The 18590-nt window shown below is 49.1% G+C and carries 16 protein-coding genes and 1 riboswitch; of the genes, 2 read left to right on the forward strand and 14 right to left on the reverse strand.

Annotated elements, in window-relative coordinates:
* Positions 1-146: 146 nt before the first annotated feature.
* The 8 genes from I8U19_RS01535 to gcvT form a co-directional block, all read right to left on the reverse strand.
* Positions 147-962, reverse strand: a complete 816-nt coding sequence (locus I8U19_RS01535) for a lipoate--protein ligase family protein (RefSeq protein ID WP_198054995.1) — start codon at positions 960-962, stop codon at positions 147-149.
* A gap of 80 nt (positions 963-1042) precedes the next feature.
* A complete protein-coding gene (cdaS, locus tag I8U19_RS01540) occupies positions 1043-1684 on the reverse strand; it encodes a sporulation-specific diadenylate cyclase CdaS (protein ID WP_198054996.1) in 642 nt (213 codons plus the stop codon).
* Positions 1685-1981: 297 nt separating this feature from the next.
* Positions 1982-3922 (reverse strand): glucose-specific PTS transporter subunit IIBC, encoded by a 1941-nt coding sequence (gene ptsG / locus I8U19_RS01545; RefSeq protein ID WP_198054997.1) that lies wholly within the window; start codon positions 3920-3922, stop codon positions 1982-1984.
* 206 nt (positions 3923-4128) lie between these two features.
* Positions 4129-4968 carry a glucose PTS transporter transcription antiterminator GlcT gene (glcT, locus tag I8U19_RS01550; RefSeq protein WP_198054998.1) on the reverse strand — a complete coding sequence of 280 codons (840 nt, stop codon included), beginning with the start codon at positions 4966-4968 and terminating at the stop codon, positions 4129-4131.
* A 153-nt stretch (positions 4969-5121) separates the two neighbouring features.
* Positions 5122-5889 carry a 2,4-dienoyl-CoA reductase gene (gene fadH / locus I8U19_RS01555; RefSeq protein WP_232330881.1) on the reverse strand — a complete coding sequence of 256 codons (768 nt, stop codon included), beginning with the start codon at positions 5887-5889 and terminating at the stop codon, positions 5122-5124.
* A gap of 433 nt (positions 5890-6322) precedes the next feature.
* Entirely contained in the window at positions 6323-7780 is a 1458-nt protein-coding gene (gene gcvPB / locus I8U19_RS01560) for an aminomethyl-transferring glycine dehydrogenase subunit GcvPB (RefSeq protein ID WP_033099170.1), read from the reverse strand.
* Positions 7777-9126, reverse strand: coding sequence for an aminomethyl-transferring glycine dehydrogenase subunit GcvPA (gene gcvPA / locus I8U19_RS01565; RefSeq protein ID WP_198054999.1), 1350 nt, complete (start codon positions 9124-9126; stop codon positions 7777-7779). The genes gcvPB and gcvPA overlap by 4 nt, the downstream gene beginning before the upstream one ends.
* Positions 9127-9155: 29 nt before the next feature.
* The gene (gene gcvT, locus I8U19_RS01570; protein WP_033099172.1) at positions 9156-10250 is read right to left on the reverse strand and encodes a glycine cleavage system aminomethyltransferase GcvT; all 1095 of its coding nucleotides are present in this window, start codon (positions 10248-10250) and stop codon (positions 9156-9158) included.
* 163 nt (positions 10251-10413) lie between these two features.
* Positions 10414-10503, reverse strand: a riboswitch (glycine riboswitch).
* 165 nt (positions 10504-10668) lie between these two features.
* Between gcvT and I8U19_RS01575 the strand changes: the two genes are divergently transcribed.
* Both I8U19_RS01575 and I8U19_RS01580 read left to right on the forward strand, forming a co-directional pair.
* A complete protein-coding gene (locus tag I8U19_RS01575; RefSeq protein ID WP_052153852.1) occupies positions 10669-12393 on the forward strand; it encodes a DEAD/DEAH box helicase in 1725 nt (574 codons plus the stop codon).
* A complete protein-coding gene (locus I8U19_RS01580) occupies positions 12374-13216 on the forward strand; it encodes a YqhG family protein (protein WP_033099173.1) in 843 nt (280 codons plus the stop codon). Before I8U19_RS01575 ends, I8U19_RS01580 begins: the two co-directional genes overlap by 20 nt.
* Positions 13217-13377: 161 nt before the next feature.
* Here the strand turns inward: I8U19_RS01580 and I8U19_RS01585 are convergent, their stop codons facing one another.
* From I8U19_RS01585 to zwf, 6 genes are all read right to left on the reverse strand, one after another.
* Positions 13378-13815: a helix-turn-helix domain-containing protein gene (locus I8U19_RS01585; RefSeq protein WP_052153853.1), complete on the reverse strand. Its 438-nt coding sequence runs from the start codon at positions 13813-13815 to the stop codon at positions 13378-13380.
* Between the two features lie 5 nt (positions 13816-13820).
* The gene (locus tag I8U19_RS01590) at positions 13821-14393 is read right to left on the reverse strand and encodes a DUF6932 family protein (protein WP_374057975.1); all 573 of its coding nucleotides are present in this window, start codon (positions 14391-14393) and stop codon (positions 13821-13823) included.
* 251 nt (positions 14394-14644) lie between these two features.
* Complete coding sequence (locus I8U19_RS01595) at positions 14645-15388, reverse strand: amino acid ABC transporter ATP-binding protein (RefSeq protein ID WP_198055000.1); 744 nt, start codon at positions 15386-15388, stop codon at positions 14645-14647.
* 15 nt (positions 15389-15403) lie between these two features.
* On the reverse strand, positions 15404-16084 hold the full coding sequence (locus I8U19_RS01600; protein ID WP_198055139.1) for an amino acid ABC transporter permease: 681 nt from the start codon (positions 16082-16084) through the stop codon (positions 15404-15406).
* 139 nt (positions 16085-16223) lie between these two features.
* A complete protein-coding gene (locus I8U19_RS01605; protein ID WP_033099342.1) occupies positions 16224-16853 on the reverse strand; it encodes a cyclase family protein in 630 nt (209 codons plus the stop codon).
* Positions 16854-16874: 21 nt separating this feature from the next.
* Positions 16875-18410 carry a glucose-6-phosphate dehydrogenase gene (gene zwf / locus I8U19_RS01610; RefSeq protein ID WP_081943627.1) on the reverse strand — a complete coding sequence of 512 codons (1536 nt, stop codon included), beginning with the start codon at positions 18408-18410 and terminating at the stop codon, positions 16875-16877.
* Between the last annotated feature and the right edge of the window lie 180 nt (positions 18411-18590).

The following is an 18590-nucleotide window of genomic DNA, read 5'->3' on the forward strand; positions in this document are numbered from 1 at the left end:
CTTCCCAATAAAATAGGACTCTTAAAAATTCAGAAAATACCCTACGTTCCCTATATTAAACGCTAAGTCTGTATAAATCAATCCATATTTAATAAAACACAGTCAAGCCAAACCCGCAACCGGCCCGGTCTCCTGTCGTTCCCCCATCAGCGGCGCAAATTCCACGCTTCTGTGCCATACCGCTCCCTGACGAGAGAATGTACCAATTCGATCTCTTCATCGATGAGACTCCCTTGCTCCAACTTTACGTTCATCCCTTCCTGAAATCCTTCATAAAAGGCGGTGATCACTTCATCGATTGTGACCGGTTGTGTCCGCAGCCGGTTAATGGCAACCGCTTTTTCACAAAATGCCGCTTTCAGCCGTTCCCTGACCCGCTCAGAAGGAAATTCCAAAACAGCAAATAAGGTTTCTTCATCAAAATCCAACAAGATGGAGCCATGTTGCAAAATAACACCGCGTTGACGGATCTGTGCACTCCCTGCCGCTTTTTTCCCCTCGATTACCAGCTCATAATCAGAAGGCGAATCAAAACATGCCGCCGACAAGTGGTCTTTGTGCGTGCGCACCGGCGGGGACAGACGGGCGTTTAATCCCAATCGGCGAAATCCTTGCAACAATCCCTGACTGATCACCCGATACGACTCACTCACCGTTTTCGGCATGAGCGGATGGTCTTCGGAAATGATGACACTGTATGTTAATTCCTGATCATGCAGCACCGCTCTGCCACCGGTCATGCGCCGGACAAACCCGAGTCCGCGTCTTTCCAATTCATCCAGCCGGATTTCTTTTCTCCCTTTTTGAAAATACCCGATTGACAGCGTGGCAGGATTCCAACCATAAAAACGGACAGTGGGAGGCACTTTTCCTTCTCTGTGCAGATGCATGACCGCTTCATCGATGGCCATGTTTTCGGCACCGGAATATCGCTGATAAGGCAGAAAGCGCCATGTTTCCATTTTCACCCACTCCTTTTTCCCAAAACTCCCTTTCTCCCTGTATTATCATTGAAAATCCCGCCGGTTGCAAAACAAAAATATCAATGCCCCATCTGACTCTGCATTCCCTCATGGGTCAGCGGATACAGTTTTCCATCTAGGGCAAAAGAGATTCGCCCCGTCTCCTCGGACACGACAAGGACAAATGCATCCGTTTTTTCCGTCAGTCCCAATGCAGCACGATGACGGGTGCCGATCTTCATCTTATGACCGGAGGTCTTTTGGGAAAGAGGCAAAACATTGGCAGCAGACAAGATAAAATCTTCTTTTACCACAACTGCACCATCATGCAGCGGATTCCCCGGATAGAAAATCGTTTCCAGCAAGGGAGCCGATAATTGTGCACGAATCGGAATCCCTTCCTGTATCCAGCTCTCAATCGGATCTTCCCTTTCCACCACAATCAAAGCTCCGTGCCGCTTCTTGGACAAGCGTTGGGCAGCGATCGCCAGCGCCGGGTAACGGCAGGTGTATGGAGCCAAATAGGTTTCAAAATAATAGGACGAAGCCACCTTTTGGATATTCGCAAACTGCTCGCTTACTCTGGAAAAATCACTCAGGATACAACAGCGGTTGTGTTCCAGTTCGTCCAGCAGGCGACCGATCTCCTGCTTCATCTGCTCCAAGATGGTCTGCAATTTCTCCCTTGTAACCGTTGACAATTCTTGCAAATAGGAATCCATGTTCTCAACCCCAACCTTCACATTCTGTCTCATCTTTAATGTGTGACGGGAGAAATTTTTTATCCTGCCGGAAATAATGGCAGAGAAGACAAGCCGGCTCATCAACCAGCCCACTTGATTAAACCGCATCGAAAGGTAACCGCATGATCGCACAGGTCCGGAAAAGGAGTCCCATCAGCCCGATATCCGTATTGGTCAAATGAAGTTCTTGCATCTCAGCGGAGCGGCAATCGGCAAGATCGCAACAACTCAGAACAAAAAAGCCGCACCTGTCAAGGCACGGCTTTTAATCAACCATTATTTTTCAAAACGAATGATGTTCGAATCTCCGGCTTTAACCTCTTCTGACTCCAGTTTTACCGTCGTTCCCGCCGGCAAATTGGTAAAGACTACAGGCGTAATCGTGGAAGTTGCTTTTTCCTTGATGAAGCTCAGATCAAATTCGAGCAGTTTTTGCCCTTTTTTCACTTGATCTCCTTCGCTGACAAACGTTTCAAATCCGTTTCCTTCCAGGTTGACTGTATCGATGCCCACATGGATCAGCAGTTCCTGCCCCGTCGTGGAACGAATGCCGATTGCGTGCTTCGTCGGGAAGAGGTTCACAATCTCTCCGTCAACAGGAGCGACAACAATTCCTTCTGACGGTTCAATGGCAAATCCGTCTCCCATCATTTTTTGCGAGAACACTTGATCAGGCACTTCGGAAATCGGAAGCAACTTCCCGGTCAAAGGAGCGGAGAACGCTTTGCCGTCCGACACCGCGTCACCTGTTTCCACCGTTTTCGGCGCCTCTTTTTCCGGCTCCTGTTTTGCAGCAGTCACCTTTTTGCCCATCATGATCTGTTTCATTTGTTCTTTGATCAGATCGGATTTCGGCCCAAAGATCACTTGCAAGTTATTGCCCATTTCCAATACGCCGGATGCGCCGAGCTGTTTCAAACGATCTTTGTTCACTTGGTCGACATCTTTGACCGACAGGCGCAAGCGGGTAATGCATGCATCCAAATGAGTCAGGTTTTCTTTGCCGCCAAGGGCTTCCAACACGTTTGCCGCCAGATCGTCCGAAGTGGTTTCGACGGCATTCTCCTCTTCCGTTTCGTCTTCGCGGCCCGGTGTTTTCAGGTTAAACTTACGAATCGCGAAGCGGAAACCGAAATAATAGATGACGGAGAAGACCAATCCAACCGGAATAATCAGCCACGGCTTGGTGTCTTGATCCCAGAACATCGCCAGGTCGATAATTCCACCGGAGAATGTCATGCCCGCTTTCACTCCGAGAATCGCCATGACCATAAACGACAAACCGGCAAAAACACAGTGAATCGCATAAAGAACCGGTGCGACAAACAGGAACGAAAACTCGATCGGTTCGGTAATACCGGTCAGGAACGAGGTAAGCGCAGCTGACAGCATAATACCGCCGACCACTTTCTTTTTCTCCGGCCGCGCCTCCTGATACATCGCCAAGGCTGCTGCCGGCAGACCGAAAATCATGAACGGGAATTTCCCGGTCATAAACGTACCGGCCGTCGGGTCACCAGCAAAGAAGCGATTGAGGTCCCCATGAACAATATGTCCATGCGCATTGTATGATCCGAATTCAAACCAGAATGGTGAATACCAGATATGATGGAGACCGAACGGAATCAAGGAACGCTCGACCAAACCGAAAATAAAGGCGGACAAGGCAACATTTTTCGTCGTAATGATATGGGAAAAGGCATCAATCCCGTGTTGGATCGGCGGCCAGATGTAGAAAAAGATCAGTCCCAACAGGAAAGAAGTAACCGCCATCACAATCGGAACAAACCGTTTCCCGCCAAAGAAGCCGAGAAAAGAAGGAAGTTCGATATTATAAAAGCGCTTATACAGCAGGGCGGCAACAATACCGATGATGATTCCCCCGAAAACGCCCATTTCCAAAGTGGGAATCCCCAATACCTCAATCGTTTGCACATGGTAATGTATAGCCATTTGTCCGAGGGCGGTATTCATCACGAGATACCCGATGACAGCAGCCAATCCGGCTGTTCCCTCTCCTTCTGCCAGACCAATGGCAACACCGATCGCAAAGATTAAGGCCAGGTTGGAGAAAACAATTTGTCCCGATTGTTCGAGGATCGGGATATGCAACTTGTTACCAAATGCGAGCAACAAACCGGCTGCCGGCAAGATCGCAACCGGGAGCATCAACGCTCTTCCGATTCGTTGCAAGACGCCAAAGATATTTTTGAACATTGCTGAACCTCCTGTGCTGTCTTATCATGCCCAACAGGATCCAAAACCTTTCACTCATGCTTCTTCTTCGAACAAAAAGGCATGAGCAAAAAAAGACAAATGGAACCGTTTGCAAAAGGAAAATCCCTTTTGAATCAAACGTCCACTTCGCCTTTTTTCACTCATGCCTGATCGAATCAGTAACACGTGAAAGGTAAAGGACCTGTTCAGTTGGGAATAATGCGTTGCAAATGCAATGTCAGATAACTGACTTCGGCAGGATGAACCGGTTTCTGCAGTGTCCGTTCCATCACTTTTGCCATTTTCCAAGCGATATTGTAACATATCGGGAATTGTTTGCGCAACATGTCTGCAAAACCATCCGGCTCAGAAATTTCTTCCTGGCGGATTGTGCGTTCAATCGCATACCGAAGATGCGTAATCAGCCGCATGTATGAAATGCTTTTGCGATCGATTTTCAAACCGGTGACCGCCTCGACGAGCTGGATCAATTTCATGATGAGTTCGGAATGTTGACGAATCTCCGTCAGATGGCGCTGTGTCAGCGCACTGTGGATATGCATGGCGATAAATCCGGCTTCGCTTTCGGGCAACTGGATCCCCTTTTTTTCATTAATCATTGCCACAATTTCTTCTGCCACTGCATACTCTCTTTCATAAAGCGCTCTCGTTTCGATCAGGAAAGGATTATTAAACTCCAGCCCTTGCTCCAAGCGTTTGATCGCAAAGCTGATATGATCGGTCAAAGCTACATGAATATGTTCATTCAGCGGAACATCAAACCGCTTTTGAATATGGTAAATAATATCATTCATCAGTTCCACGAGCGATTCGTCCACTTGCGAGAGCAACTGCCGATACTGCTCCTGCTCCTTTTTATTCTCCAATACAAAAAACTTTTCGACCGCGGGCTCGGAAATCAGTTCTCCTGCTTTCTTCTTGAAACCGATTCCTTTTCCGATCAAAACAACTTCCCCATAGGATGGATGCTCAGCGATGACTACATTGTTATTCAGTATTTTTTTTATGGTAAATGTCCGGTTCATCTCAAATATCAACCTCCTTGCCCCCGTTCGTTTTACAGAAACAGCAAAACCGATCACAGTATACAAAATTCCACTCGTTTTTTCTACATCGTCCCCTGCAAATCGATTCCAAAAAATGAACAGCCCCATCCCTGATCGGAACGGGGCGACTTATCAGAGAAACCGAAAATTCGCCATCCATAAACCGCCATCCATGGTAACGCACTCGCCATTGATATATTCCGCTTCCGCTGACAGCAGAAACTTCGCCAATGCCGCGATCTCCTCCGGGCGGCCATAACGCTTCAGCGGAACCATATTGGCGACCTTTTTCGCCATTTTTTCATTGGCGACCAGTTTTGCCGCCCCGCCTGTTTCTTCAATCGGTCCGGGTGCAATGCAATTGACTCGGATGCCGTATTTGTCCCCCCATTCAACGGCCAGTGTCCGGCTCATCGCCAGTACACCAGCTTTGGCCGCAGCGGAATGAACCACACCCGGCGCCCCTGTCCAGGCATAGGTGGCCACGATATTGAGGATCGATCCTTTCCGTTTTTTCTCAATCCATTCTTTGGCCACGGCCTGTGAGCAATACCAGGTTCCGTTTAAAACGATGTTAATCACCGAATGCCAACCATTATACGTTAAATCTTCCGCCGGCACAACAAAATTGCCTGCCGCATTGTTGACGAGATGATCGATTCCGCCAAACTGTTCCACCGTCTTTTGAACCATCGCCTTGACCTGATCAACTTCGCGGACATCCATTTGAAAAGGAAATACTTTGCCCGGCAATTCCTCCAATTCCACTTTGGCCGCTTCAAGCCGATCTGCATTGCGTCCGGTGATGACCACATTGGCCCCTTCCTGGCACAACCGCCTGGCAATCGCTTTTCCAATGCCGCTCGACCCGCCTGTCACAATCACTGTTTGTCCTTGCAATGATATGCTCCCTCTCTTTTTTTGATTTTAGTGTTTCCTCAAAAAATTATCTCTTAAAATAGGATTCTGTCAATAAATATATAAAAACTTCGCAACAAAAAATCCTTTACTTCTTTTCGGCTGAAAGATGGGGGTTCAACGCTAAAACCAGATACCAATCACACCGGACAAAAAAATGACCAGAGCCGGACGCCAATAAACTGACCGCATGGAGATGGAACTCCCCTTCAAAGTCCGTCGTACAGCATCTGACCGGTCGTGATCCGACGTATTCCATCGTAAGCCAATCCAGGGAACGGAAATCATCCCCAGCGCCGCCACGCAAACGTGAAACAGATCAAAAAAGCGGACAAGGATGCATCCCTTGCCCGCCATTCCTATTCTGGGAAAGTTGTTGCTGGCCGGGTTTCCAGTCAGTAACTCACGATGGTTTTTACTCGCTTTTTTCCCAGCGCAAGATCGGTTTGCGCGCCGCCGTCACTTCGTCCAAACGTTTGATTACGGTATGATGGGGCGCATCCTGCACGATTTCCGGATTTTCTTCCGCTTCTTTGGCAATTTGAATCATCGCGTCGATAAAGCTGTCGAGCGTCTCCTTGCTTTCCGTTTCCGTCGGCTCAATCATCAGGCATTCATCGACGATGAGCGGGAAATAGATGGTCGGCGGATGGAAACCGAAGTCGAGCAGGCGTTTGGCGATGTCCAGCGTACGCACGCCCTGTTGTTTCTGACGTTTGCCGGACAGGACAAATTCGTGTTTGCAATGCTGTTTGTACGGCAGTTCATAATACGGCTCCAACCGGCGCATCATGTAGTTGGCATTTAACACCGCATTTTCGGAAACCAGGCGCAGACCTTCCGGTCCCATCGTCCGAATATAAGCATAGGCGCGAACCAAAATGCCGAAGTTTCCGTAAAACCCTTTGACCCGGCCGATGGAATTGGGAATGTCATGATCGAGATAATAACGGCCGGATGCATCTTTTGCCACCATCGGCGCAGGCAGGAACGGCACAAGCTCCTTTTTCACTCCAACCGGTCCGGCTCCGGGTCCGCCGCCGCCATGGGGAGTAGTAAAGGTTTTGTGCAGATTCAGATGAACCACATCAAAGCCCATGTCTCCCGGACGGGCAATTCCCAGAATGGCGTTGGCATTGGCTCCGTCATAATAGAGAAGACCGCCCGCTTCGTGCACGAGATCGGCAATCACTCTGATCTCTTCTTCAAACAGCCCCAGCGTGTTCGGGTTGGTCAGCATCAGGGCGGCGGTATCGTCTCCGAGCATCTGCTTCAAGGCCTCCACATCGACCAATCCCTTCTCATTGGAGGGAATGGTGATCGTCTTGAATCCGGCAACGGTGGCGCTGGCCGGGTTTGTCCCGTGTGCGGAATCCGGCACAATCACTTTGTCCCGCCCGGTTTGCCCTTTGGCTTCATGATAAGCGCGGATCATCATCAATCCGGTCCACTCGCCTTGCGCGCCGGCCGCTGATTGAAGCGTCACCTGATCCATTCCGGTGATTTCTGCCAAATACTGCTGCAATTCATATAAAAGCTCCAAAGCCCCTTGTACGGTTTCTTCGGGCTGATAGGGATGGATTTTGGCAAATCCGGGCAATCGAGCCACATCTTCATGCACTTTGGGGTTGTATTTCATGGTGCAGGAACCCAGCGGATAAAAACCGTTGTCCACCCCGTGGTTACGACGGGACAATTCCGTGTAGTGCCGCATGAGATCCAGCTCGGATACCTCAGGGAGTTCGGCCGGTTTTTCGCGAAGATATTCCTCCGGCAAAACGTCCGTTTCCGGCACATCGGATTCGGGCAAGCTGTAAGCGGTGCGACCTGGTTTGCTCATCTCAAAAATGAGTTCTTTTTCCTTGTTATTCATGACAACAGCCCCTCCAAACTCTCAGCCAACTGATCGATTTCTTCTTTGGTCCGAACTTCGGTGACGGCAACGAGCATGTGATTGTCCAGTTCAGGATAGAAGCGGCCGAGATCAAAACCGCCGATGATTCCTTTCTTCAATAATTCCTGATTGATTTCTCCGACCGGACGCCGCAGCCGGATGACAAATTCATTGAAGAAATGCCCGGAGAAAGCAAGCTCAATCCCGTTAATTTCGCTCAGGCGTTTGCTGGCATAATGCGCTTTTTGGAGATTGAGGCGGGCCACATCCTGAATTCCCTGCTTGCCGAGCGCGGACATGTATACAGATGCCGCCAGGGCCAGAAGTGCCTGGTTGGAGCAAATGTTTGAAGTCGCTTTGTCGCGGCGGATATGCTGTTCACGCGCCTGCAATGTGAGCACAAATCCGCGTGTGCCGTTTTCGTCAACGGTCTGGCCGACGATTCTTCCCGGCACGCGGCGCATCAATGCTTTTTTGGTGGCCAGATAACCGCAATGCGGACCGCCATAAGAGGCGGGAATTCCAAACGGCTGCGCATCCCCGACCACGATATCGGCACCGTATTCGCCCGGCGGTTTCAACAGCCCCAGCGACAGCGGATTGCTGCTGACCACCAGCAGCCCTTTATGGGCATGGGCAATTTTCTCGATTTCCGCCAAATTTTCAAGATTGCCCAAAAAGTTGGGGGACATGACAATCACTGCTGCTGTCTCTTCATCTGCCAGCTCTTTTAACTGATTCAGATCCGTCACCCCGTCGGCCAGGGGAACTTCCACGATTTGATACCCCTGCCCTTTTGCGCTTGTTTTCAAAATTTGCCGCGCTTCGGGATGAACGGCACGGGAGATGACAATCTTCTGCTTGCGTGTCACGCCGGCGGCCATCGCAGCGGCTTCCGCCAGTGCTGTCGGCCCGTCATACATGGACGAGTTGGCCACATCCATCCCTGTCAATTCGCAAATCATCGTTTGGAACTCGAAAATCGCCTGCAATTCACCCTGGCTGATTTCCGGCTGATAAGGGGTATAAGCCGTATAAAACTCCGAACGGGAAATCACGTGATTGACGACACTGGGAATATAATGTTCATAGACACCGGCACCCAAAAAGGAAACATAGTGATCAAAGGATGCATTTTTCTCGGCGAGGCGGCTCATATGCTTGACAAGCGTCATCTCTGACATCGGTTCGGGCAACTTGAGCTTCCCCCGGTAACGAACACTTTCCGGTATTTCCGCAAACAGTTCCTCGACCGATTCCACGCCGATGGTACGAAGCATTTCCTGTTTATCCTGTTCAGTTGCGGGCAAGTAACGAAATTTCATGCAAGTTCATCCTCCTACCACCACTTCGGTTATTTGGCGCGCTTATAGAAAGGGGTTTTCACCACGATTGCTTTCAGGCGTTTGCCGCGGATTTCCACCTCAACCTCTTCACCGGGATTGGCATATTCCGCATTGATCAACGCAAGTCCCACGTTTTTCTTTAAGGTCGGTGATTGTGTTCCCGTCGTCACTTCGCCGATTTTTTCCTCACCGTGATAGACGGGATAATGGGTTCGCGGAATGCCGCGGTCGATCATTTCCAAACCGACCAGCTTGCGCGGAGCTCCTTCCGCTTTTTGCACGGCCAGCACCTCACGGCCGATAAAATCTCCTTTTTCCGGTTTTACGGCAAAACCGAGTCCCGCTTCGATCGGGGTAATCGTTTCGCTCAATTCCTGTCCGTACAGGGGGAGCCGCGCTTCAAACCGCAGTGTATCGCGCGCACCCAGGCCACACGGCAGAACTCCCGCTTCCTTTCCTGCTTCGAGAATAGCCTGCCACAGTTTAGGGGCGTCGCTTGCCGGCAAATAGATTTCAAATCCATCTTCCCCGGTGTATCCGGTACGGGATACAAGCCCTTTTACCCCGGCCAGTGCGACGTCATTTTTAAATTTAAAAAACTTGATCTCCGACAAATCCGTATCGGTCAGCTTTTGCAATACGGTCTCTGCCGACGGCCCCTGCAAAGCCAATTGGGCAATCTGATCCGAAATGTTTTCCACCGTTACATCGCCCTGACGGTGTTTCAAAATCCACTTGACATCTTTTTCGATATTGGCCGCATTGATGACCAGCCAGTACTCCTGCTCTCCGATACGGTAAACCAGCAAATCGTCCACCGTTCCCCCGTTTTCGTAACACATGATCGAGTACTGGGCATCGCCCACGTTCAATTTCGCCGCATCGTTCGTCGTCAGACGCTGGATCAGCTCGAGCGCGTCCGGTCCCTTCACCAGTACTTCCCCCATATGGGACACGTCGAACAAACCGGCGCGCGTGCGGACGGTTTCGTGTTCCTGCTTGATTCCCGAAAATTGAACCGGCATTTCCCATCCGCCAAAAGGTACCATTTTGGCTTCTTCGCAGTAAACCGAATGAAGCGGTGTCTTTTTCAGTTCTGCCATACCATGCACCTCACTTGTTTCCATATATAAAAAAGACAGAGAGATTCACCACCGCTGTTGGTTGGTGATTCCTCTGTCCTTATTACCAGAGAGTTTCCCTGCTGCATTAAGCAGAGTTGCCCCGTAGGTGGCTCGGCATCAAAGCGAGCGCTCTCCAGAGATGCGTCCAGCGGGCCTCCTTTTGCCTGAGAGATTCACCTCATCGGTTTGCTCCTTCGGCGCCACAAGATGTGGTCTCTCCTCCCGCCTTCAACCGCTGAACAATATCCCATTATGATATTTGTATTGTACCAGAAAATACGATCAAATACGAGAAAAAATGATGATATTGTTCGTTTTTGTTCCGTATGCATTTTTTTAAACTGAGACATACTATTACGGAACTTCCATTGATCGTAAAAGAAAGGTGGAGAATCTCATGTATACACTCCCGATACGGATGGATCGAGAGTGGCTTCACCAATTCCTGAAAAGAATCGAGACAGACAGTGACTGGGCAACTTGGGAACGTTTTCAATTGGCGCTGGAAGCGGCCGAAACTGAAATGATTCCCTCGTTTGAATCTATCCAAAGTTTAAAACAAATACAAGGGTTTCGTCCACTCCCTCATCAAATCGATGTGGTGGAACGCGTGATCAATGAGATGCGCGGACGCGCGATCCTCGCAGATGAAGTGGGACTGGGCAAAACAATCGAGGCCGGTCTCATCCTGAAAGAATATCTGCTGCGCGGCCTGGTGAAACGGGCATTAATCCTTGTTCCCTCTTCGCTTGTCCTGCAGTGGACGAGGGAATTAAATCAAAAATTTCAAATTCCCGCCGTCGCCCAGAAAAAAGCCTGGATGTGGGACAAATACGAGATTATCGTCGCTTCCCTCGATACGGCCAAGAGAGAACCTCACCGCGACTATGTGCTGAATCAGCACTATGATATGGTGATCGTTGACGAAGCCCACAAATTAAAAAATCGCCGCACGAAAAACTGGCAATTCATCAATGACCTGAAAAAAAAATATTGCCTGCTTCTCACCGCCACCCCGGTGCAAAACGAAATAGAAGAGCTTTATAATCTCGTCACCCTGCTAAAACCGGGACAACTGGGGAAACAGTCCCAATTCCAAAGTGATTACGTCGCCGGCAAACGGAAAGCGAAAAATGAAGCACAGTTGCGTGAAGAAATCAGGCGCGTTCTGATTCGCAACCGCCGCCGCGACAGCAACCTTCACCTGACGCGGCGTCTGGTGCAGACGATCCCCATCGAACTCTCAGAAGAAGAACGCCTTCTTTATGAAGGCATCACCGAGTTCGTGCGCGATCGCTACCGTCGCGGAACCGACTTGAAAAGCATGCTGGCGCTGTTCGTTCTGCAAAAAGAGGTCTGCTCAAGCCGGGACGCTGTTTTTCATACTTTATTCAAGCTATTTCAAAAAGGGGAGCAGGGAAAAGAGAATCTGTCCCCGGAAGTGGCCCATCTCATTGAACTGTTACGAAAAGTGACCCGTTCCTCCAAAGTGAATGCCGCAGTGGAACTGATCAAACAGATCGCTCCGGAAAAAGTGATTTTATTTACCGAGTATCGCGCCACCCAAGAGATGCTGATCCGCGAACTGGCCAAAGCGGGAATTCATGCCGTTCCGTTTCGCGGCGGTTTTAATCGCAACAAAAAAGACTGGATGATGGAGATTTTTCAAAAACGGGCTCAGGTCATGATTGCCACGGAAGCAGGCGGGGAAGGGATTAACCTGCAATTTTGCCATCACATGATCAATTTTGACATGCCCTGGAACCCAATGCGCGTCGAACAGCGAATCGGGAGGATCCACCGCCTGGGGCAAACGAAAGATGTACACATTTACAATTTCTCCACCATCAATACGATCGAAGAACATATTATCTGGCTGTTGCATGAAAAAATCCGGCTGTTTGAATCGGTGATCGGAGAGTTGGAAACCATTCTGGAAAAAGTGGACGGAGCGTCAACCATTGAACAAAATCTGATGAAGCTGGTGTTGGAATCTGCCGACGATGACCGCATCAGGCAGGAATTGAGCAAATGGGGAGATCAATTCCATCAGAAGAAACAAGAGGTGGAAAAGCAGAAAGAAGAGGAGGAACTGCTTCTCTATGGATCAGAAGAAGGTTAGGGAATTTACGGAACGGTATCTGAAATTGAATGATTGCCACATCCTTGAATCCGGCCCAACCTATCTGCTCACGCAGCTGTCCATTCATGCCGACAAGGATTTGCTCAATCGCCCCTTTTACTGGATGTATGTGGAACGGATGAACCTGCCGCCACAGCCAGTTCGGCTCTCGTTCGTCTTTGATCCCGAGAACCATCCTGAAGAAATTCGCGGTGAACATCTTTTTTACGGCACTCCGCGCTTTGCGAAGATTCTCCAATCCGCGCAAAAGCACGGCAAATTTGTGCGGTTGTATGAGGAACCGCGATATGAACCGGCTTATACCGATTTGACCAAACCCTACAGCCCATGGCTCGCCGTCAACTATAAGGTTTCTTATGTTTGTGATCAAAAACGGGACCGGCTCTGCTCTCTGGGAATCAATTTGAATGACGGAACCATCCGGGAAGGCTTTTATGAGGTGATCAAAGACCGGCGCTGGTCGAACAGACTCCCCGCCAAACGCTATACGGTTGAACCGCGACTGCAGGTGGTTGAGGCGGTCGGTGAACTGGAATATTATCTGGAGGAAACGATCCGGTGCGAAGACCTGACCTGGGCGGAAGAAGCTGAAAAACGGCTGCAATCCGAGCTTGAGCGGCTGGACGTTTTTTACCCTGATGAACCTTCCATGCCGGATGAAATCCAGAAAGAGAAGAAACGACGTCGGGAAGAAATCGTCTGGCAGTTTCATCCCCGGGTTGAAATCAGCGTAATCAATGCGGGACTCTTTTATGTCGACACCCCGCAGCAAAACCTCACGAATCAAAAAATCTGGTTATAACGAATAAAAAAACGGCTTGCCAGAGCCGCTCAGATTGTTGACAACATTCCCGAACAGGTTTCGTCCGGTTCGGGTGCTTCCCCCTTGAGAATTGCACCCTCCACGCCGATAGAAAAACAACCCAAACAGCTTGCCTGCAGCCGCGTTTTCTTTATTCATATTTACCCCAGAGCGCGTTCATAATTGTTTGGCACAATCAAAACATCCATCTCCAAGGCCTTCAACACCTGCTTGATCTTTTCCATGCTGGCTCCGCCATACTCATTCCGCTCATCCCGCGAAACCTGCGGCGGCGTGACCCCCAGGCGCTTGGCCAGTTCCGCCTGTGACAATCCCTTGTAGATCCGAAAAGCGATCAGCTTGCGCCCGATATTGTCAAAGGTGCAAGTCATATCGAAATCGCCCGCCTTATGCCGTTCGTATTCCCTGATCTCCTGTTTCAGCCGTTCGCCAAAAAAGCGGGACGGGGCCAACCCTCTTTCGATCTGTTCCTCGCTCAACCCCATCTGTTCCAATTCCCGCCTCTGTTCTTCCAACAGCCGCTCCTGTTCGCGAATCCTCTCCAAACTACGCTTGTATTCCATTTCCGTCTTAATCACAGTCTTCATCCTTTCATCAATTTTACAATGCCCTTTTCAATTCCAAAATCCCTGTCCTTGCGAAAAAACTCGTCAAACTTCATGTTTTTCCCCTCTTCATTGGTAATCCCGGAATATACCCCCGTACAGTGCGGAAACAGTTCCACCCGGTAGCGATACCACATCTCCAGTTGCAAGTTGCCGTATTCATCAAACCGGTGGCGATTCCATCCCCAGCATTTGTAAGGATCAAGCTGGTTTAACTTTGCGAGCAGCGTTCCGTCAAAAATTTCCTGTTCATTTCGCGGGACAAAATAACCGTCAATGTCTTCCGGCTGATACTTATCCGTGACAAAGGAACCGTCAATGTAAATCTCTTCAATTCCGCATGCCCACAGCTGACGGACACAAAACTCCAAATTATCAACCAGCCGGTTTCGCCAATATGCATCCCATGGCAAAAGCGAATTTTCTTCCCCTTTCACCAGAATCGATTGCCGGAGCTTGTCGAATGTCATAACATAATCCCCTGGATCCAATAACCCGTATTCATTAAACCTCATCCGTAAGGGTATCCTCCTGTTGTCTATCTTATTCATGAATCAAGGAAAACTCTCCTGCACACCTTTACTTATATGTTAACATACCGGACAAATAAAAGGGACTTTTTGCTGAAAACGCCGCCAGTTTCTCAAGCCGGAATGAAAGCGATATTCGGACGGGAGAGGGCTCACCGCTCTCTCAAATCCGAAATAAAAAACGATTGGCAAGCACCCCCTTTTTTAACCTTTTCCTGAATCGCTCTCGGAAAAGTAATCTCCACTTGGGCTGTGCAAACCAATCGTTATCTTCAACGTTCCAGGAGTTTGGCCAGAAATTGCCGGGTCCGCTGTTCCCGCGGAGAGGTAAACACTTCTTCCGGCCTGCCCATCTCCACAATTTTCCCGTGATCCATAAAGACGACAAGATCGGCGACATCACGTGCAAAGGACATCTCATGCGTCACAATCACCATCGTCTGTTTCTCCTTGGCCAGTTCTTTCATCGTCTTCAACACTTCGCCCACCAATTCGGGATCAAGCGCAGAGGTAGGCTCATCAAAAAGCAACACTTCCGGCTCCATCGCCAGAGCGCGGGCAATGGCCACACGTTGCTGCTGGCCGCCGGAAAGCTGTCCCGGAAATACATCTTTTTTCTCTGCCAATCCCACTTTTTCCAAAAGTCGTTCCGCCTTTTTGCGGGCTTCGGCCTTGTCCTCCCCTTTTACAACAACCGGGCCTTCCACCACGTTTTCCAAAACGGTACGGTGTGGAAAGAGGTTAAAACTTTGAAACACCATTCCCGTTTTGGCGCGCAGTTTTTTAATCTCTTTCGGCGATACTTTTCCGCCGGCAATCGAGATCGTTTCCCCGCCGATGGAGAGTTCACCCTGATCGGGAATCTCAAGCAGATTGAGGCAGCGCAAGAAGGTCGACTTCCCCGAACCGCTGGGCCCGATGATGCAGACCACTGAACCTTTTTCGATCTCCAGGTCAATCCCGGTCAAAACTTGAAGGTTGCCAAATGATTTTTGCAGATTCTTCACTTGAATCATCGCCGTACCTCCCTTCTATCCCGCATATCGGCCATAACGTTTTTCCAATTTTTGCTGTGCATAATTTAACACCGTGCAGACGATCCAATAATAGACGGCGACGAGAATATAAGGCGTCATATAATCAAATTCCCGTCCACCCACGATTTTGGCGCGATAAAACATCTCGTTCACTGTAATCATCGCCAACAGCGAGGTATCTTTCACCAGGCTCAAAAAACTGTTCATCAACGAGGGCAAGGCGACGCGTGCCGCTTGCGGAATAATGACGCGGCGCATCGTCTGCCAATAGGTCATGTTCAGCGAAGCAGCCGCTTCCCACTGCCCTTTGGGAATGGAAGCAAGCGAACCGCGAATCGTTTCAGCCGCATAAGCCCCCACGTTCACAGAAAGGCCAATCAGCCCCGCTGCTGTCGGTGTCAGGGTAACTCCGATGACCGGAAGGCCAAAATAAAGAATAAAGAGTTGAACCAACAACGGTGTTCCGCGGATGATCGAAATATAAATACGGGCAATTCCTTGCAAAATCCATCGTTTTGACATCCTGGCCATGGCGGTGAAGAGACCGATCAACAAGCCGATTGCCATCGCAGTGATGCTGATCCAAACCGTTGCCACGATGCCATTTAAAATAAACGAAGCATTTCGCTCAGCCAAATCAATATCAAACAAATTCTGCCACTGTATCGTTCCCAAAAAGTCCATGTTGGTTTCACCTAATTCAATCTTTTTTAATCGGTTTTCTTCTATTTAATAATGTTATCATCTTAAATTCAAAACATGTTCTTGTCAATAAAAATGACGGCCACTATGGTGAATAGGGCCGCCAACATTCTTATGCACCGATTCCTTCAAAAAGCAAAACGCGTGCCGGTGCTGCTTCTGTATGAACCAACTTGATCGGGGCAGCAACCATAAAATAGGTTCCGGCTGGAACCTCTTTCAACCGAAGCCCTTCCATGATTAAAATATCTGCACGGAACAGGCTTTTATGCGTCGGATGACCAGGCTGGGCCCGTTCGATACCCAGCGCATCGGTTCCAACCCCTCTGACCCCTTTTTCAATTAAGTACTTGGCTCCGTCTTCGGCTAAAAACACAAATTCAAAATCAAATACATCTTCCCAGGAATTCCGCGTTTTAAAGAGAAGAAACTCGCCTTCTTTGATTTCATGTTTTTCCAAATCAGCACGAGTAATGCTTTCTTTGACATCCGTCAAGTCAAGCACCCGGCATTGCCCAACCAATCGCTCAATTGGAATGGTTGACATGGTCCCGCCTTCCGGAAGCATATGGAGCGGGGAATCGACGTGAGTTCCACAGTGCACATCCATTTCGATGCGGGATTCGCGCGCGGTGGCCGTATCAAAGTCCTGAACAACGCGAATGCTTGGTTTCTTTGTTTCCTTATTTTTATATACGGGCATCTCCTCTGTGATCGGCATGGAAACGTCATAAATTTTCATGGTCAACTCAACTCTCCCTTTTTATCTGGTTACAACCTCATTGGCTTTGACAATCCGGGAAATATCTTTGGCGATGGCAGGCCGCCAGACATGTCCATTCGCCGCCAACAGATCATGTGCTTCTTGCGGTCCCCACGAACCGCTCCGGTAGAAAGTCAGCGGATGCCTATTTTCATCCCAGGCTCTGCGAATCGGATCGATAAACTTCCAGGCGAGCGAGACCTCCTCCCAATGCGTGAAGAATGTTTGATCACCAACAATCGCATCATAGATTAACGATTCATACGCTTCCGGCGAACCTTGCTCACAGTTGTTGCAGAATTCCATCGAAATCGGCATCACCTGGTTGTCGGAACCCGGTTTTTTGGCGTTGAGGATCAGATTGACGCCTTCCTGCGGCTGAATGCTGATGACCAACAGATTGGGGCCGAGATTGTTATCTTTGTTGAAATAGAGATTTTTAGGCATTTCCTTGAATTCAATGATGATCTGTGTCATTTTTTCCGGCATGCGTTTTCCTGTGCGGATATAAAACGGTACTCCGGCCCATCGCAAATTGTCTACGAACAACTTGCCGGCGACAAAGGTTTCCGTCATGGACCCGGGATCGACATTTTTCTCATTCCGATATGCCGGAACCGGTTTTCCATTGATTTCCCCGTCAACGTATTGGCCCCGTATCATATATTTTCCCGCCTCTTCCTCCGTATACCTGCGAAGCGAACGAAGAACCTTGATTTTTTCGTCATGAATCGCTTCGGTTTTCAGGCGGCTCGGCGGTTCCATGCAAACCATCATCAGCATTTGCAACATATGGTTTTGCACCATGTCCCGCAATGCTCCCGCATGATCATAATAACTGGCCCGATCTTCGACACCGACCGTTTCACTGGCCGTAATCTGTACGCTTTCGATGTAATGATTGTTCCAAATCGGCTCGAACAGCGAGTTGGCAAAGCGCATAACCTCAATATTTTGCACCATTTCTTTGCCGAGATAATGGTCGATCCGGTAAATCTCTTGCTCCGTAAACGTCTGCTTGATTTGTTCATTCAGTTTTTTGGCCGAGTCATAATCATGGCCAATCGGCTTCTCGATGATCAGGCGTTTCCAGCCTCCCGTTTCCGTTAAACCGGACAATCTCAGGTTGGTGGAAACAGTCGCAAACAAATCCGGGGCAAGTGATAAATAAAACAGGCGGTTCGGCGGCACTTGATATTTGTTTTCATATTCCTCGACAAGGTCCTTGATCCCCTTATATCCTTCCGGATTCGTCACATCCGCCACGGCGTAATAGAAATGCTGGATAAATTGCTGCCATTCATTTTCATCCGCCACTTTCAGGCGTCCGAACGAATCAATCGATTCCCTGACTGACTGGCGAAAGGCTTCATGATCTCGTGTGGAGCGGCCAACCCCGATCAAACGAAAGTGTTCGGGAAGGAATTTATTTTTGTATAAGCTGAACAGGGCAGGGAACAATTTCCGTTTCGCCAAATCCCCCGTCGCGCCAAATAAAACCATCGTAAACGGTTTTGCCATTGCAGACTGAGTCATTAGTTACACTCCTTCAATCATACCGACATTTCTTTGCTTAATATGCATCCAGATGCACTAGCTCATTCCAGCCATGCTCATACAATATAGTAACAAAAGGAAAGAGAAAATAGTTTATTATGGAAGAAAAATAAGATCTTGTTCTTCCTTTCCATAAGAGAGGACAACAACAAGATCTTA

This window comes from Thermoactinomyces sp. CICC 10523, from assembly GCF_016055105.1.
GTDB lineage: Bacteria > Bacillota > Bacilli > Thermoactinomycetales > Thermoactinomycetaceae > Thermoactinomyces_A > Thermoactinomyces_A daqus.

What these genes read in the sequence shown, in the direction of transcription:
- I8U19_RS01535 (WP_198054995.1), bottom strand. Translation starts at nt 962, where the DNA reads ATGGAAACATGGCGCTTTCTGCCTTATCAGCGATATTCCGGTGCCGAA.
- cdaS (WP_198054996.1), bottom strand. Translation starts at nt 1,684, where the DNA reads ATGGATTCCTATTTGCAAGAATTGTCAACGGTTACAAGGGAGAAATTG.
- ptsG (WP_198054997.1), bottom strand. Translation starts at nt 3,922, where the DNA reads ATGTTCAAAAATATCTTTGGCGTCTTGCAACGAATCGGAAGAGCGTTG.
- glcT (WP_198054998.1), bottom strand. Translation starts at nt 4,968, where the DNA reads ATGAACCGGACATTTACCATAAAAAAAATACTGAATAACAATGTAGTC.
- gcvPB (WP_033099170.1), bottom strand. Translation starts at nt 7,780, where the DNA reads ATGAATAACAAGGAAAAAGAACTCATTTTTGAGATGAGCAAACCAGGT.
- gcvPA (WP_198054999.1), bottom strand. Translation starts at nt 9,126, where the DNA reads ATGAAATTTCGTTACTTGCCCGCAACTGAACAGGATAAACAGGAAATG.
- gcvT (WP_033099172.1), bottom strand. Translation starts at nt 10,250, where the DNA reads ATGGCAGAACTGAAAAAGACACCGCTTCATTCGGTTTACTGCGAAGAA.
- I8U19_RS01575 (WP_052153852.1), top strand. Translation starts at nt 10,669, where the DNA reads ATGTATACACTCCCGATACGGATGGATCGAGAGTGGCTTCACCAATTC.
- I8U19_RS01580 (WP_033099173.1), top strand. Translation starts at nt 12,374, where the DNA reads ATGGATCAGAAGAAGGTTAGGGAATTTACGGAACGGTATCTGAAATTG.
- I8U19_RS01590 (WP_374057975.1), bottom strand. Translation starts at nt 14,393, where the DNA reads ATGAATAAGATAGACAACAGGAGGATACCCTTACGGATGAGGTTTAAT.
- I8U19_RS01595 (WP_198055000.1), bottom strand. Translation starts at nt 15,388, where the DNA reads ATGATTCAAGTGAAGAATCTGCAAAAATCATTTGGCAACCTTCAAGTT.
- I8U19_RS01605 (WP_033099342.1), bottom strand. Translation starts at nt 16,853, where the DNA reads ATGAAAATTTATGACGTTTCCATGCCGATCACAGAGGAGATGCCCGTA.
- zwf (WP_081943627.1), bottom strand. Translation starts at nt 18,410, where the DNA reads ATGACTCAGTCTGCAATGGCAAAACCGTTTACGATGGTTTTATTTGGC.